The sequence below is a fragment of the Gemmata obscuriglobus genome, from assembly GCF_008065095.1.
Classification (GTDB): Bacteria; Planctomycetota; Planctomycetia; order Gemmatales; family Gemmataceae; genus Gemmata; species Gemmata obscuriglobus.
The window spans coordinates 4,587,359-4,603,284 of record NZ_CP042911.1; the positions used below are offsets into that span (position 1 = coordinate 4,587,359).

The following is a 15,926-nucleotide window of genomic DNA, read 5'->3' on the forward strand; positions in this document are numbered from 1 at the left end:
TGAACGTGCCCGGCGCGGGGCTCGGACGCCCCGCGTTTGTCGGCGAACCGGTCAGCGGAGCGACTCGCGCCACTCTTTGTTCAGCTCTTCAACCGTCTTGCCGGTGAGGGTCTTCCACACCCCGGCGTCGTATCGCCCCGCGCGCAGCATCGCGTTCAGCTTGGTCACGAGTTGCGCGTCGTACCGGTTGGTGACGTAAGCCAGGAACGCGGCGGTGGTGCGGTAGCTCGCATCGAACGCGGCCCGTTGCGGGTTCACCCGGCCGGCCGTGCCGGGCTCGAATTTCCAGAACCGCACGTAATCGGCGATGCCCTCCACCAGCCACCCCGGCAGCCCACGGCCCCGGTAGTTCTGAACGCAGTGGGCCGTCTCGTGGACCATCGCGCCGATGTCGTTCGGGTGCGACTTGAAGTACTTCACCGACCCGGTGATCCGGTTCCCGCCGGCCATCGCCACACCGTCATAACTGGCCTTCATCGCGAGCCGGATCTGCGTCGGCGGTTGGAACCCGTCGCTCGCGAGCAGGTCGCAGATCATCGGGTACTCTCGCTCGCACACCCGGACCGCGTTCTCGGTCCATTCCCGGAGTTCGGGGGCGTCCGTCACGTCAATCGTGAACTCGACCGGATACCGGAACGTGGTCACCCGCGGGTTAGAGTCGAGTGTGATCTCCCGCACTACGAGCGGGTGTTTCAGGTCCTCGGTCGAGCGTACCCGAATGGCTCGCACGGTTCCCGCTTTGGGAGTCGCAGACGCCTTCCCCTTGTCGAACGTAGCGGCGGACTCGAACGTGGTGCCGTCGGCGGAGAGTTCGAGCGACCCGGCGGCCAGCGCGTCGTCGCCGTTCGGCCGACCGGTCAGCACGGCCACGGATTTCAGTTTCACCGGCGTGTCGAACCGGATTGTGAAGTGGTCGGTTTTGCTCGCGTTGCGTTCGGACACGAAGTAGGTCGTTGCGTCACCGTCGAAAGCGAACTGACGAATCCGGCCGGCGACAGAAGGCAGGGACGATTCGACCGCGGCCCGCTGGATTGGGCGCGGCCTGGGGGCGGGTTCGGCCGCAACAGCCGGGTTGCACGAAAGAACAACAAGCACAGCAGGCAGCAATCGCATTGAATGACCTCTGTTCGGAGCGGCCGGAGTGTTGTACTCCCGCGGCGCGGAATCGGAGAGCAGAGGGCCGGCGTTCACATTGGCTCCTCATAAACTCCCAACCGCGGCCCCGGCCCGAAACACCTGATTTTGTTTCCCCCCTGCTCCCGCGCCGGGATACAACTGTCCCAACCTCTCCGCCCCATCCCTGTGGCGATGCACTGATGAACACAGCACGTTTCGCGCTGCTCGGCGCGCTGGCCGCTGCCGCCTTCGTACCAATCGCGGCCCAGAAGCCCAGCGACCTCGCCCCGTCCGCTTATGCAATCCGTGACGCAAAGGTCGTTACGGAAGCCGGAGCCGTGCTCCCCAAAGCCACACTCGTGATACGCGACGGGCTAATCGCTGCGGTCGGAGAGGGCGTTGCCGTCCCGCCGGACGCGCTCGTGATCGAGGGGCAAGGGCTCACCGTTTACCCGGGGTTCATCGACGCCGCCACCACCCGCGGCTATGATGTCGCGCTGCGGCGCTCCCTGGGTGGCCCGCCGGCCCCGGAGGATCTCGCCGCCGACCCGCTCGTCGCCACCAAACCGGACCACCGCAAGGGGCTGACGCCCGAGTTCGCGGTTCAAACGGCGTTCAAGCTCGACGAGGAGTCGGCGGCGCCCTGGCGGAAGGTCGGCTTCACCGCCCAACTCGTGACACCCGACGGCGGGTATTTTTCGGGCACCAGCGCGCTCGTGAGCCTGAGCGGGGCGGTCCCGCGCGACGCCACGCTACGGGGTCCGGTGGCGCTGCACGCCCGTTTCGGGCGGGTCGCCGGGGCCGAGTACCCGGTGTCGCTGATGGGGGTGATGGCCCACGCCCGGCAGACGGTGCTCGACGCGGGCTGGCTCAAGCGCCAGTGGGCCGCTTATGAAGGTCGCGGAAAAACTGGCAAGCGCCCGCCCGCGGACCCGTGCCTGGAGGCCCTGTGGCCCGCTCTCGACGGCCAACTGCCGGTCGCCTTCGAGGCCGACTCGGCCGACGAGATCAACCGCGCGCTCGACTTCGCAGCCGAGTTCAAACTGAAGCCGCTGATCGTCGGCGGGCGCAGCGCGTGGAAAGTCGCCGACCGGCTGGCGAAGGAGCAGGTGCCGGTCGTCCTACGGCTCGACTTCGCCTCGGCCCCCGAGCGCGAGTCGGAGTTGCCCGTCCGCGTCCGCGAAGACCAGGAGCGACTGCGGCAACAGGACGTGGGGTGCGCAGCAGCCCTTCACAAAGCCGGGGTGAAGTTCGCGTTCACCACGCAGGGGCTGGCACCGAACCGGTTCCAGCAGAACGTCCGCAAGGCCATCGCCGCCGGGTTGCCCGCGGACGCCGCGCTGGCGGCGCTAACCGGCACCGCCGCCGACATCCTCGGCGCGTCATCTCAAGTGGGCCGCATCGCGAAGGGCCGCGCCGCTCACCTGCTCGTGTGCGACGGCGCGTTCGACTCGGCCGCGACCAAGTATAAGTTCGCGTTCAGCGACGGCGTGCGCTTCGACCTCACCGCACCGACGCCACCCTCCGGCGCTAGCGCACCCGCACCTGGCGGTGACACCCCGACCCCCAAGAAGGGCAATCGGCCGCGACCCGATACCGATCCGTCTCCGGCGCCGACCTCGCCCGCGCCGGCCCCCAAGGGACCGTTCGGGTCCGGGCGGCCGGGGTCCGAGCGCGACACGCCGCCGTTCAACGGCGCGGCGCTGCGTGCGGTGGTGCCAATGCTGGACGCCGCCGAACTCACGGCCACCGAGACCGAGGCCGACCGCAAGCCGCCCGTTCGCACCGGCGGCGCCGTGCTGATCCGCGGCGCCACCGTGCTCACCGGCACCGGCAAAACGCTCCCGAACACCGACATCCTGGTCGAGTCCGGAAAGATCCGCGCCATCGGCGCCGGCTTGCCCCCCGCACCCGGCGTAAAGGTGATCGACGCGAACGGCATGTTCGTGACGGCCGGGATCATCGACACGCACTCCCACTTCGCGATGTCGGGCGGGATCAACGAGTCGTCGCTGTCGGTGGTCCCCGAAGTGCGGGTGCGGGACGTGATCGACTCCGAGGACGTGCAGGTCTACCGCGCGCTCGGGGGCGGGGTGACCACCGCCCGCCTGCTGCACGGCAGCGCGAACGTGATCGGCGGGCAGGACGCGGTCATCAAGATGAAGTACGGAGCGACCGCGCGGGAGATGCTGGTGACCAGCGGGCCGCGCGGGGTGAAGTTCGCCCTCGGCGAGAACGTGAAGCGCACCGACGGCCGGTTCCCGAACAGCCGGCTCGGGGTCGAGGCGGTCCTCGTCCGCGCGTTCACCGAGGCCCAGGCGTACCAGAAGAAGTGGGCCGAGTACGAGTCCCGCAAAGGGACCAGCGACCCGCTGCCGGAGCCGCGGCGCGACCTGCGCCTCGAGGCGCTGGCGGACATCCTCAAGGGCGACGTGCGGGTCCACTCGCACTGCTACCGGTCCGACGAGATCCTGATGCTGTTGCGCGTGGCCGACCAGTTCGGCGTAAAGGTGAAGTCCCTCCAGCACGTGCTCGAGGGCTACAAGGTGGCACCGGAGATCGCCGCGCACGGCGCCAGCGTGAGCCTGTTCAGCGACTGGTGGGCGTACAAGATCGAGGCGTTCGACGCGATCCCCTACGCCGCGAAGCTGCTCAAGGACGCCGGCGCCTCCGTATGCCTCAAGTCGGACGACAACGAGCTGATGCGGCACCTGAACCAGGAGGCCGCGAAGCTGGTGAAGTACTGCAGGTTCACACCTGAGGAAGCGCTGCACACGATCACCCTGAACCCCGCCAAGCAACTCGGACTGGACGCGCGGCTCGGCACAGTCGAGGTGAGCAAGGACGCCGACCTCGCGATCTTCAACGGGCACCCGCTGAACTCCTTCGCGCGGTGCGAAATGACACTGATCGAAGGCGAGATCTACTTCCAGCGGTCGCCGAAGCTCACGCCGTTCGACCCGGCCGCGGCGGAGCCCGCGAAGCCGGCGCCGAAGTTTGCCGCGCTCCCGGAACTGCCGAAGGGCACCTACGTGCTGCACGGGGGCACGATCCACTCACCGGGCAAGGAACCGTTCGTCGGCACGGTCACCGTGGACGCCGCTACCGGCAAGCTCCTTCACGTCGCACAGGGCGGGCTGAAGGTCGGCGGCGCGCGGCCGGCGGTTCGCGAGGTCGATTGCACCGGGCTGCACATCTTCCCCGGCATGATCGACGCCGGGACCGTGCTGGGGCTCGTGGAAATCGACTCGGCCCGCGAGACCAACGACTTCCGCGAAGGCGGCGACTTTCAGCCGGACCTCCGCGCAAGCGTCGGCATCAACCCGGACTCGGAGCTGATCCCCGTGACCCGGGCCAACGGGGTGACCACAGCGCTGACGCGGCCCACCGGATCCCTGCTGCCGGGTCAGGGGGCGCTCATCAACCTCGCGGGCTGGGTGCCGGCAGAAATGGTCGCGGTAGACGGGCTCACGCTCCACATCGAGTACCCCCCGGCGAACGCCGGCGGCTTCCGCGGCGGGTTCAACCCGACCGTCGCGTTCGAGAGCGACGGCGCCTCGGCGGCCCGCTTCCGCCGCGAGCAAAAGCTCACCCAGCTCAAGGAGCTGTTCGAGACGGCCCGCCGGTACGACGACGCGAAGAAGGCCGGCGCGCCGGTCGCGGCCAACCCCCGGCTCGACGCGCTACGGCCGTTCGTGCGCGGCGAGAAGCCGGTGGTGTTCACCGCGGAGCGCAAGGCCGACATCGCCGGCGTGCTCAAACTGGCCGACGAACTGAAGGTGAAGCCGATCCTGAGCGGCGCGTCCGAGGCGTGGAAGCTCGCGGAGGAGCTGAAGCGGCGCGACGTGCCGGTGATCCTGGGACCGGTGATGAGCATCCCGCGCGAGACCGGCGACAAGTACGACGCGGCCTACACCGCGGCGGCCAAACTGCACGCCGCGGGGGTGCGGTTCTGCATCCGGTCGGCGGGCTCGAACAACGCCCGCAACCTGCCGTACGAAGCGGCAATGGCGGTCGCGCACGGGCTGCCGCCGGAGGAGGGGCTGAAAGCGGTGACGCTGTACCCGGCGGAAATCCTGGGCGTGGCCGACCGGTTCGGCTCCATCGAGGTCGGCAAGCGGGCGAACCTCGTGATCGCCAACGGCGACGTGCTCCAGGCGACGGCCCAGGTTCTGTGCGTGTTCGTGGACGGCAAGCCGCACGAGCCGACCAGCAAGCAGAGTCGGCTGTTCGACAAGTACCAAAAGCGGTTGAACGAGGGGCGCGAGCGGCCCCCGGGCAAGTGACCGCGCAGGCCGGCGCCGTGAATGAGATTCGGCCTTTGCTGGATGAAGAAACGCCCGCCCCCGCACGCCGGAGCGTGCGGGGGCGGCGATCAGCCCCGCCCCGCGATTTTTCACTTTCTTGTATGAGCGCCGACGGCTCGCGGATCAGTATCGGTGAGGTACGTGCCCTCCCCGATACTGATCGCGGTTCCCGGACCCACGTGATCCGGAGCCGCGACAGAGGGCGAGCCGCATCATGTCGAAACGACTGCTCTTCCGACTGCTGGCTTCTGCCCCGCCCGGGACCGACCACGTCACCGACGCCGAACTGCTGCGCCGCTTCGCCGCGTCCGCCGATTCGGCCGCGTTCGAGCTGATCGTTCACCGGCACGCCCCCGCGGTGTGGGCCGCGTGTCGGCGGCTGCTGGCCGCCGACGCCGACGCCGAGGATGCGTTCCAGGCCGCGTTCCTGGCCCTGCTCCGCTGTGCCCTTGACGTTCGCACCCCGTGCGTGGGCGGGTGGCTCCACCGCGTCGCCGTCCACGCCGCCCTCAAGCTCCGCGAGCGAACGCGGCGCGTCACCGCCGTCGAGCCACAACAGTTCGACGCGACCCCGGCGGCGCCCGTCGAACCGGCCGATTCTGAACTCGTGGCGGTCGTTCACGAGGAACTCGCCCGGTTGCCCGAGCGCGAGCGCCTCCCGGTGGTCCTGTGCGACCTGGAGGGGTTGTCCCACGCCGACGCCGCCAAGGCGCTCGGCTGGCCCGTGGGCACCGTGTCCGGGCGCCTCAGCCGCGCGCGAGCCACACTCCGCGCGCGGCTGGGGCGCCGCGGGTTCGCGCCGGCCGCGTTCGGGCCGGTCGGGATGGCACCGCCGCACCTCGTGACCCGAACCTTACCCATGACCGCCGGACAGGTGTCGCCTGCGGTCGCTTCACTTACCGAGGGAGTTCTTGCAGTGCTGAACACGACGCATTGGATCAGGGCAGTGGCAGCGGCCGTGGTTGTGTGTTCGGGAATCGCCGGCGTCGGCAGCATGTTGGCTGTTGCGCCAAGCGGCACGTCTCAGCCGCAAAATGCTGAGGCGGTCCCGCCCCCGCGTGCTCCGGGCACCCCCGCGCCCAAGAGCGAGATCACACAACCCGGGGTGCAAAACAACGTCGAAGACAAGCGCCGCCTCAAGCCCCCCACCCAGCACTCAGTAACCGCCTTTCCCGAACTCGCTCCGCCCGACTGGGGGGATACGCCGCAGAAGCGCACAGCAGCACTCAAACAACTGTGCCCGCGACTGACCGGAGTGATCGACCTGAAAGCGGATCCGGCAGACGACACGCTGCGGAAGCTACTGAAAGCCCGCCTCCAAGCGGGCATTAGTGAGCACATTCGAACCGTCGCAGCCTTGGAAGTGACCGGCCCCGGCCTGCAATTCCAGGCCGAATTTCACGACTGGCTGGCCGACATGCAAGCCATTGTTGCCGAGCTGTGGGACCAACAGCCAAAGGAACAAGAGCTGTGGCTCAGGGAAATGCTTATTACCGCCAAATCGTTCGAGCGATACACAGAACTCCGCGTGCAGGCCGGCGCATTAACTCCACAATCGCTAGACGTGGCGAACCGACACCGGCTAAAAGTCGAAACGGAATTGTGGAAGGTCAAGAACCCGAAGTAGTCCGTGTCAGCGGCATCAAGCACATGACGGACTGCGCAACTGCGCGGTAGCAGGTCGAACCGGGGAGGCGAAGGGCATGGGCGGCCTCACCCGGTTCAACCCGCGTTCCGAAGGCGAACTCGGAACTGAGCGGATGGTGTCCGAAAACTCCGTCGCGGGCGCCGGGGAAATCACCAACGAAACGGCGGGCGATTAGGCAAGGAAGCAATTTCGGGCAAGTGTGATACGAGCAGCCCAGAGCAGGACTCGCGCCGCCCGTTGATTATTCCGTGTCAAATAACACAAGTCATTTCCTAATAACGATTTATGATTGCGATTGCCAATCGTGTCGCGAGTTCAGACTTGTCGATAAATCCGGCATGTGTCCGGGAAATCGGAAATCGCCCGACTCATGTTTGCTTTCTCCCGGGTCCGCAGTGTATATTTCCTTCAGACTGGCCGCGGCAGCCACACTGAATGGGCGACAGTGTGACAGCTTGCGGCCGGTCCTTTTTTGTATTCGCATTTTCGTCCCATCAAGTTTGCACCGTCCACGCGAGTTGCGTGCGACGAATTCACTCCACGGCCTCTTCAAAATACCTTTCCCACTCGTTTGGCGTCTCGCGATTTCGAGACCGTCACTTGCACACCGGAAACGCCACCAAACACAACAACCCGCTTCGTATCACGAACGTGAGGCGCGGCCGCGCCCACACATCGGAGGGAAGCCGTGGACGTGCGCGAATACAACCGCCGGGCCTGGGACCGGCAAGTAGCGACCGGGAACAAATGGACCGTGCCGGTCGGTCCCGAGGTGACGGCCGCGGCCCGGCGTGGTGAATGGTCCGTGGTCCTCACCCCGACGCGACCGGTTCCCCGCGATTGGTTCCCGTCACTGGCCGGTTTGGATGTGTTGTGCTTGGCGTCCGGAGGCGGACAGCAAGGGCCGGTACTGGCAGCCGCCGGAGCCCGAGTTACCGTATTCGACAACTCGCCGGCGCAGCTCGCTCGAGACCGTTCCGTGGCCGAGCGCGACTGGCTGACCCTCACCACCATCGAAGGTGACATGCGGGACCTGTCCGCATTCGGAAACGGATCGTTCGGACTGGTGTTCCATCCGTGCTCCAACGGGTTCGTGCCGGACGTGCGCCCCGTGTGGCGCGAGTGCTTCCGCGTCCTGAAACCCGACGGGGTTCTCCTGGCGGGGTTCACGAACCCGGTGCTGTACGCCTTCGACGACGTGGCCGCCACCGACCGCGGCGAACTCGTCGTGCGGCATCCGATCCCGTATTCGGACCTGACCAGCCTGACGGACGAAGAGCGAACCCGATACACGAGCAAAGACGAGCCGTTGTGCTTCGGGCACACACTGGAAGATCAGATCGGCGGGCAACTGGACGCCGGGTTCCGAATGACCGCCTTCTTCGAGGACCGCGACCCGACACACCCGCTGGCGAAGTACCTGCCCGCCTTCATTGCCACCCGCGCCGTCAAGCCGTGACGGCCGCCGGCCCTCCCCTCCGGACCCGCCCCATGCTCCCGTCCGTCCTCTTACTCGCCGCACTGGCCGCACCGCCGGTCGCCATCGATGTCGGCGACCGCAAGCAACTGTTCATCGACGACGCGCTCATCGCCCGACGCGACCGGGTCGAGTTGCGCGTCAACCCGCCGCAAAAGCTCGGACCGCTCAAGGACGACAGCGGCAAGCCGCTCCGCGGGCACGTCGCCCGCGTGATCGACGGCGAGAAAGCGCGCCTGTACCTCGGACACGAAAACGTGCAGGTACTGGAGAGCACGGACGGGCTCGCGTTCCGCCGTACCGGCACGAAGCTGCCCGGCGGGCACTTCCCGACCATCTTCCTGGACCCGCACGAGACCGACGCCGCTAAGCGGTACAAGCTGTTCCACCTGGAGTTCTCCGAACCGTTCGACCCGGCCAAGCACGGGGTGTTCGCCAGCTACTCGCCCGACGGGGTGAAATTCACCAAGGTGGGGCGGGTGCTCCCGTTCTTCACCGACAACCCGACGGTGGTTCACTGGGACGAGCGGATCAGGAAGTACGTCATCTACACCCGCGCGTTTGATTACACCTCCGAGAACCAGCGCCGCATCGGGCGGATTGAGACCGACGACCCGCTCAAGCCGTGGCCGTACACGAAAACCGAGAAGCACCGCATTTTCCCGTCGGTCGAGAACCTGCCGGTCGTGTACTCCGCCGACAAGGAAGACGACCCGCATTCGGACGTGTACTACAACGCGGCCGAGCCGTACCCGTGGGCCGGCGGCGTGTACCTCATGTTCCCGTCGCACTTCCGCCACTTCTCTCCCCAGCGGCACCCGTTCGTGCGGCCGCGGGTGAAGGGTCAGTGGGAGGATTACGGAATGCTCGAAGTGCAGTTGGCCGTGAGCCGCGACGGGGTGAAGTGGTCGCGCCCCGAGCGGACCGCGTACATCCCGACGGGGTTAGCGGACGAGTGGGACCGGTGGTACACGGTGGCCGCCCCGGGGTTCGTGCGGCGTGGTAACTACGTGTACCAGTACTACTATTCCAGCGGCCGGTTGCACGACTCTGCAGTGCTGCGCCCCGAGTACGACAAGATCGCGGGTCAAGAGGGCGGTGTCGGGGTGGTGCGCCAGCGGCTCGACGGGTTCGTCTCGGCCGACGCCGATCACAAGGGCGGCTGGCTTACCACGCCGCCGCTCATTTTCCGGGGCAGTAAGCTGCGGCTGAACATCGACACCGGAGCGGCGGGGAACGCGTTCGTCGAGTTGCAGGACGCGGACGGAAAACCGATCCCGGGTTTCACGCTGGCGGAGTGCGAGGAGATCGGGGGAAACTTCGTTGACCAGTGCGTCTACTGGAAGGGCAAGGAGGACGTATCGGCACTCGCTGGGCGACCCGTGTGTATTCACGTCAGGATGAAGCGCTCGAAGCTCTTCGCTTTCCAGTTCACCAAGGAGTGACACCTTTCACCGAGACTCAGCAGTTGGTGGCGGCGGACTGTTCCCCATGCGACCAGGGGGAACAGCCCGCCGCCGGGTAACTGTTCCGGCGAACAGAGCGACAACGCACTTGAACTTCCGACCCTCACCGAGCGCCTGGACTGTCGCTTCCTGGGTGACCGCAGGCAAAAATAAACACTCGTCCGGATCGCAAAACACTCTCACACTTCGGGCCGCAAGAGGCGGGAGCCGGTAACCCGGCTCATGGCACCCGCCAAGTCTCTCGCCCCGCAACGAAATCGTTCCGCAAATGTCTCCGCCGCCGAACCGACGGAGTTTATCTCAACGAGCATGTGTGAAGAAATCGTGATGACTTCATGAGTGCCGGACGCTCACGAGTGTAGCCCTTGACCGACACGAGGCAGATGATGGACCGACGGATAACGGCAACCACAGCCGCGGCACTTTCGGCAGCGCTCGTCGCGCTGTGTGCGCCAACAGCCTTTCCGCAACCGCCGGGCGGAGGGTTCGGGGGTAAGGGCGGGTTCGGGCCGCCCGGCGGGCAAGAGCGGAAGCTGGTTGCAGAGTATGACAAGAATAAGGACGGCTGGCTCAACGCGGACGAGCGGAAGCCGGCGCGCGAGGCCGCCAAGAAGGGCGGCCGGGGCGGGTTCGGCGGTCCGAAGGGTGGGTTCGGGAAAGGCGGCGAGAGCGGCAAACCCGGCCCGAAGGTGAGCCCGGCCGAGGTGAAAAACTATCCGGACGCCAAGTTGTACGACGCGAGCGTCCTCCGCACCCTGTTCCTGGAGTTTGAAAACGCCGACTGGGAGTCGGAGATGCAGGACTTCCACGGCACCGACGTGGACCTGCCAGCGACCGTCACGGTGGACGGCAAGCGGTACCCGAACGTGGGCGTCCACTTCCGGGGGATGTCGTCGTACATGGGGGTGGGGGCCGGGTCCAAGCGGTCGCTCAACATGTCGTTCGACATGGCCGACGGGAAGCAGCGACTCTACGGGTACAAGACGCTGAACCTGCTGAACGCGCACGAGGATCCGTCGCTGATGAGCACGGTGCTGTACTCTCACATCGCGAACAAGTACACCCCGACCCCGAAGGCGAACTTTGTGAAGGTGGTCATCAACGGCGAGAGCTGGGGCGTGTACGTCAGCGTTCAGCAGTTCGACAAGGTGTTCCTCAACGAGAACTACAAGACGACGAAGGGCACCCGGTGGAAGGTCCGCGGTTCGCCGGGCGGGCGCGGCGGGCTGGAGTACTTCGGCGACGACCCCGCCGCGTACAAGCGCATCTTCGAGATGAAGAGCGGCGAGAACGAGGACGCCTGGAAGGCCCTGGTGAACTTCTGCAAGGTGCTCAACCAGACCCCGCCGAACAAGCTCGAAGAGGCGCTGAAGCCGATCGCGGACCTGGACAACATCCTGTGGTTCCTGGCCCTGGACGCCGCGCTCATCAACTGCGACGGGTACTGGATCCGGTCCAGCGACTACAGCGTTTACCTGGACGAGAAAGGCAAGTTCCATGTCATCCCGCACGACATGAACGAGGCGTTCCGCCCGGCCGGCGGCCCTGGCATGGGTGGTCCGGGGATGGGCGGGCCGGGTGGCGGCGGATTCCGGCCGCCGGCCCCTGGCGAGGTGCTGCCGGCGCCGCTTCAGGACGCGCTCCAACTCACCGCGGAGCAGAAGAAGCAGCTTGCCGAAATCCAGAAGGAAACGGAGGCGAAACTCGAAAAGTTGCTGACCGCCGAACAGTTCAAACAATTCAAGGAGATGAAGGAGCGTGCGCCCGGCGGTCCCGGTGGGTTCGCCGGGCCGGGAGGCGGGTTCCCCGGCGGTCCGGGCGGTGGCTTCCCGGGTGGGCCGGGCGGATCCGGTGGCGGCGGACGCGGGGTCGAACTCGACCCGCTCGTCGGACTGAACGACGCCAGCAAACCACTCCGGAGTAAGTTGCTCGCGGTGCCCGCGCTGCGGGCCAAGTACCTTGCGAATGTGAAGCGGATCGCGGAAGAGTCACTTGACTGGAAAGCGCTCGGGCCGGTCGTCGCTCAGTACCGCAAGCTGATCGAGAAGGAAGTGGAGTTGGATACCCGGAAGCTCGACTCCTTCGAGGCGTTCAAGCGGAACACCGACGACAACGCGCCCAGCGCCGGTGGCGGCGGCGGTGGCTTCGGACGTGGGTCGCAGGGGATGAACGTCCGGGCGTTCGCCGAGCAGCGCCAAAAGTACCTGCTGGCCAACCCCGAGGTTAAGAAGGCCGCGCCCTGAACCCATCCGGCGGGCGGAAATGCTCCTCCGCGTCCGCCGTGTATCAGGGTTGTTAAAGAGTGAGGATCTGGCCGCGTGGGCGACGCATGTCGTCGCCCACGCGGCCAGATCGTTTCAAGTGGTCCGCGCCGACACGCAAGAGACGAACTCACCGTGTCATTTGTCGGAGAGGTAGAGTTCGGTGAACTTTGCGACCGCCGCGGCCACCTTGTCGGCGGTCGCGGTGCGGCTCGCGGCGTCGCGGAAGTCCCCGCCGAACTCCAACTGGATCGCGTCGATGCCGTAATCGCCGCTACCGTAGGTCTGCACGATGTCGCCGCCGCTGAGCGTGGCGTACTCCTTGTCCGCGAGCTTCTCGGGGTACACCTTGTACCCGCCCGCGGCGAGCAGCCCGAAGAAACTGTTCGGACCGGTGTGCGCCTTCTCGCCGTACCGCTGGACCAGTAACGCGACCGTCTTTCCGTCCTTGGTGCCGCGAATGACCGTGTCCTTCATGCGCCCCTGGCCGTGAATGTCGAGCAGCAGCCCGCGGCCGTACCGCTTCTTCACCTCGCGGCAGTAGGACGCCAGGGTGCCGCGGTAGGCGTCGTACGTCGGCTTCGCCTTCGCGTCCTCATAGGCGATCTCGGGCGGGCGGTTCGCGTCAATGAACTTGCGGTGGAACTGCGCGACCACGAGGTACGGCTTCTTCCCGGTCTTCTTGGCGATCGCCGCGGCTGTCGCGTGGGCGAGCTCTTCCGTTCCGCCGTCCCGCCCAGCGAAGAACCCACTCCCACCGACCGGCAACCCGTCACCCTTCCGGGGCGACACGCCGGGCACATCCTTGGTGCCGCCGTGCGGAGCCGAGAGAATCACCGGCGAATCGCCCGGCTCGACCGCCACCAGGGGACTCGTCGGCGGCTTCCCGATCGCGTGGGGCGTCGGTGCGACCGGCGCGTCGGCCAGGGCAACGACAGCCGCGAGCGCCAGCGCGACCGTGATAAGAGCGAACCGACGAAGTGGCAGCATGATGGGCCTTGAAACGAGAAAGGGGATCGGGCGTCACGGGTCCGTGACGCCCGCGGTTAGAGCATTAGTAGTCCGTCAGCACTTCCCCGTGACTGCGGGTGAGCAGGGCCGCCACGATCCCGACCGACACGGACTGGCGGATGAAAGCCACCGAACCGTCGGCTCGCGCGATGTTCATACCGCCCGAGTGAAACGAGTACGCTTCTCCGTCATTTGTTCCGTTCATGGCCAGAGTGCGAGTCGATCGTGTGGCGGTATCGTCGTCGGACACACCGGTGGCCGGGTTGCTCCCGTCGAAGATGTGGTAATTGCGGTGGTCGGGCCACATCTGCGTGTTAGCGGTGGTGTCACCAGTCGGGCGACCAATCCGGTAGGCAGTCGGACCACCCGCCGCCTCCATCAGCATGATGGTGTTTGACGTGCCGTCGGTGATGGCAGTGAACGGCGTATCCACGTTCGGTCGCGTCGCCGCGCTCCACGAGCTATTCACGGTGGCCGACAGCAACGTATCAGTGTTAATGGTGCTCCGGCATCGCGCGAAAATCAGGTAGTCAGTTACGTATCCCGTCACGGTGCCCCCTCCGTAGGTTGACGGGGCACCGAACGACCGGGTACGATCACTACCGGGTGACGACGGGCACAAGTAGATGGGGATCGGCGAAGCGGCCAGCGGCCGGTTCACGAGTTCTCGCCAGTCCAAGGCCGAATCGTACTTATTCTGAATGTTCGACTGTTCAATGTACGGCAGGAGAATGAAGTGGAAGCTGCGAGCCGCACGCGTCCCCTTCGGTGCCGGGAACGGTAGGGTATTCGGCGCGTTCGAATCGAAGTCGATGGCCGTGGGCGGTAGGCCGCCGTAGGTGTTCTCGTAGTTATGCGAGGCCAAGCCGAGCTGCTTGAGGTGGTTCTGGCACTTCATGCGTGCAGCGGCTTCGCGCACCTTCTGCACGGCCGGAAGCAGCAGCCCGATGAGGATCGCAATAATCGCGATCACCACCAGCAACTCGATCAGCGTGAACCCGCGGCGGGGTCGGACGGGAGGCATAGCACTTCCTCAAAAATGAATAGCGAATCAACGTGCCGGTCGTGGGGGGGACCGGCCGGGCAGCGAGAATAGAGAGTCGGCGTGAGCGGTCGGCGGCGGGCTATTCTTTACCGGCGGTCCACAGCAGGGCCTTGCGGAACAGGGCCTTTGCCTCCGGCGTGTCGGTCTTCTCGGGGTGCGGGCTCCAGCAGAACACCCGCCCGGTGCCGTAGCTGCCGCGGGCGGCAGCGGTCGTGCCCTTCATCACTCCGGGCTTCGCCCCGCCCTTGCTGAAAATCTCGGTTTCGTAAGTGGCCAGTTCCTCGTAATCCGGGATGGCGTCGTCCTTGCCCGGTGCGAGCAGCGGCCCCTGACCGTAGTAAACGGTCAGCTTCTCCGCCTTGGTGTCGAAGAACTCCTTGCCCTTGGGGCCGAACCGCAGTTCCACGTCGCCGGTGCCGCGCGCCCAGTGGGCGCGGTCGAGCACTTCGGCGTCGAGGATGTGTAAGGACCAGTCGTAGCTGCGGCTCGCGAGGTAGGCGCCGGCGCAGATGCCGATGTAGCCGTTGCCGTCCTTCACGAACTGCTTCACCTTCGCGCGGCCCTCTTCGCCCAGGTCCTTCGCCTGAGCGGACCCGCTCCCGCCGGGCTGGATCAGCACCCGGAAGTCTTTGAGGGCACCGGCGCGGATGTCTTCACCGGTCACGAGCGTGACCTCGAACCCGGGGGTCTTCTCAACGGCCGCCGCCGCCGGCCCCTTGGTCTTGGCGGCACCGCCACCGGCGAACAGCGCGACCCGCACCGGTTTGTCGCCCTTGGCGGGCGGTTCCGACTGGGCGAACGACACCGACAGCACGACCGCGACCAGTGCGGCGAACGGTACGACGGAACGGGGCACGTTTTTGCCTTTCCGCGCGGGTGATTAACAGGGAAAATGAAGCGGAAGGAGAGTATCGCCTCAGAGAGGATCACGACAAACCGGTTCCGGGGGTGACACGGCCGATCGATTTGTTACGATTTTTCTCTTCAACTACGTCCCAACCGCGTGATGACCGAAGGTTCCATTACCGCCTGGGTTCAGCGCCTCGCCGCCGGCGACGGTGACGCCGCACGGCCGCTCTGGGACCGGTACTTTCGCCGCATGGTGTCGCTCGCCGCCGGGCGCATGGTCGGGCGCGCCGCCGACGCCGAGGACGTGGCCCTGTCCGCCTTCTTCCAGTTCTGCCGGGCCGCCTCGGGTCAGAAGTTCGCCCGGCTCGCCAGCCGCGACGACCTGTGGCACCTGTTGGTGGTGCTGACCGCTCGAAAGGCGGTGGACTGGCGCAAACACCAGTCGGCCCAAAAACGAGGCCGCCCCACCGACGAGTTGCCCGACGACGTTCCCGGGTCCATAGTGGACCCGGCACTGGCCGCGGCGGTGGGGGACGAGATCCGGATGCTGTTCGACAAACTCGATTCGGACGAACTGCGGGAGCTGGCCCGGTTCAAGCTGGACGGGTACACGAACGAGGAGATCGCCGAGCGGCTCGGTTGCACGGTCCGCACCGTGTGCCGCCGGCTCGCCCTGATCCGCGACATCTGGGAATCCGACCCGCCGGCCGAGCCCGACGCTCGTCCCAGGCACTGAACAGGCGCCT

At 66.5% G+C, this 15,926-nt stretch carries 10 protein-coding genes; 6 read left to right on the forward strand and 4 right to left on the reverse strand.

The window, feature by feature from the left end:
- Positions 1–51 precede the first annotated feature (51 nt).
- Entirely contained in the window at positions 52–942 is an 891-nt protein-coding gene (locus tag GobsT_RS19110) for a basic secretory protein-like protein (RefSeq protein ID WP_010046057.1), read from the reverse strand.
- 374 nt (positions 943–1,316) lie between these two features.
- Here GobsT_RS19110 and GobsT_RS19115 point away from each other — a divergent pair, with 374 nt between their 5' ends.
- The 5 genes from GobsT_RS19115 to GobsT_RS40535 all read left to right on the forward strand — a co-directional run bounded on the left by GobsT_RS19115 (position 1,317) and on the right by GobsT_RS40535 (position 12,257).
- On the forward strand, positions 1,317–5,402 hold the full coding sequence (locus GobsT_RS19115; RefSeq protein ID WP_010046058.1) for an amidohydrolase family protein: 4,086 nt from the start codon (positions 1,317–1,319) through the stop codon (positions 5,400–5,402).
- Between the two features lie 235 nt (positions 5,403–5,637).
- The gene (locus tag GobsT_RS19120; protein ID WP_010046060.1) at positions 5,638–7,050 is read left to right on the forward strand and encodes an RNA polymerase sigma factor; all 1,413 of its coding nucleotides are present in this window, start codon (positions 5,638–5,640) and stop codon (positions 7,048–7,050) included.
- A 709-nt stretch (positions 7,051–7,759) separates the two neighbouring features.
- Positions 7,760–8,530: a class I SAM-dependent methyltransferase gene (locus tag GobsT_RS19125; RefSeq protein ID WP_010046062.1), complete on the forward strand. Its 771-nt coding sequence runs from the start codon at positions 7,760–7,762 to the stop codon at positions 8,528–8,530.
- Positions 8,531–8,562: 32 nt separating this feature from the next.
- A complete protein-coding gene (locus GobsT_RS19130) occupies positions 8,563–9,993 on the forward strand; it encodes a hypothetical protein (protein ID WP_010046064.1) in 1,431 nt (476 codons plus the stop codon).
- Positions 9,994–10,379: 386 nt separating this feature from the next.
- Positions 10,380–12,257: a CotH kinase family protein gene (locus tag GobsT_RS40535; protein ID WP_148087805.1), complete on the forward strand. Its 1,878-nt coding sequence runs from the start codon at positions 10,380–10,382 to the stop codon at positions 12,255–12,257.
- Between the two features lie 156 nt (positions 12,258–12,413).
- On the opposite strand, the gene GobsT_RS19140 is transcribed toward GobsT_RS40535, so the two are convergent.
- From GobsT_RS19140 to GobsT_RS19150, 3 genes are all read right to left on the reverse strand, one after another.
- A complete protein-coding gene (locus GobsT_RS19140) occupies positions 12,414–13,265 on the reverse strand; it encodes an N-formylglutamate amidohydrolase (protein ID WP_010049096.1) in 852 nt (283 codons plus the stop codon).
- A gap of 64 nt (positions 13,266–13,329) precedes the next feature.
- Positions 13,330–14,310 carry a DUF1559 domain-containing protein gene (locus GobsT_RS19145; RefSeq protein WP_010049098.1) on the reverse strand — a complete coding sequence of 327 codons (981 nt, stop codon included), beginning with the start codon at positions 14,308–14,310 and terminating at the stop codon, positions 13,330–13,332.
- Between the two features lie 100 nt (positions 14,311–14,410).
- A complete protein-coding gene (locus GobsT_RS19150; RefSeq protein ID WP_010049100.1) occupies positions 14,411–15,187 on the reverse strand; it encodes a BPL-N domain-containing protein in 777 nt (258 codons plus the stop codon).
- Positions 15,188–15,337: 150 nt separating this feature from the next.
- Between GobsT_RS19150 and GobsT_RS19155 the strand changes: the two genes are divergently transcribed.
- On the forward strand, positions 15,338–15,916 hold the full coding sequence (locus GobsT_RS19155; RefSeq protein ID WP_010049101.1) for an ECF-type sigma factor: 579 nt from the start codon (positions 15,338–15,340) through the stop codon (positions 15,914–15,916).
- Positions 15,917–15,926: the final 10 nt, after the last annotated feature.

What these genes read in the sequence shown, in the direction of transcription:
- GobsT_RS19130 (WP_010046064.1), top strand. Translation starts at nt 8,563, where the DNA reads ATGCTCCCGTCCGTCCTCTTACTCGCCGCACTGGCCGCACCGCCGGTC.
- GobsT_RS19120 (WP_010046060.1), top strand. Translation starts at nt 5,638, where the DNA reads ATGTCGAAACGACTGCTCTTCCGACTGCTGGCTTCTGCCCCGCCCGGG.
- GobsT_RS19140 (WP_010049096.1), bottom strand. Translation starts at nt 13,265, where the DNA reads ATGCTGCCACTTCGTCGGTTCGCTCTTATCACGGTCGCGCTGGCGCTC.
- GobsT_RS19115 (WP_010046058.1), top strand. Translation starts at nt 1,317, where the DNA reads ATGAACACAGCACGTTTCGCGCTGCTCGGCGCGCTGGCCGCTGCCGCC.
- GobsT_RS19145 (WP_010049098.1), bottom strand. Translation starts at nt 14,310, where the DNA reads ATGCCTCCCGTCCGACCCCGCCGCGGGTTCACGCTGATCGAGTTGCTG.
- GobsT_RS19155 (WP_010049101.1), top strand. Translation starts at nt 15,338, where the DNA reads ATGACCGAAGGTTCCATTACCGCCTGGGTTCAGCGCCTCGCCGCCGGC.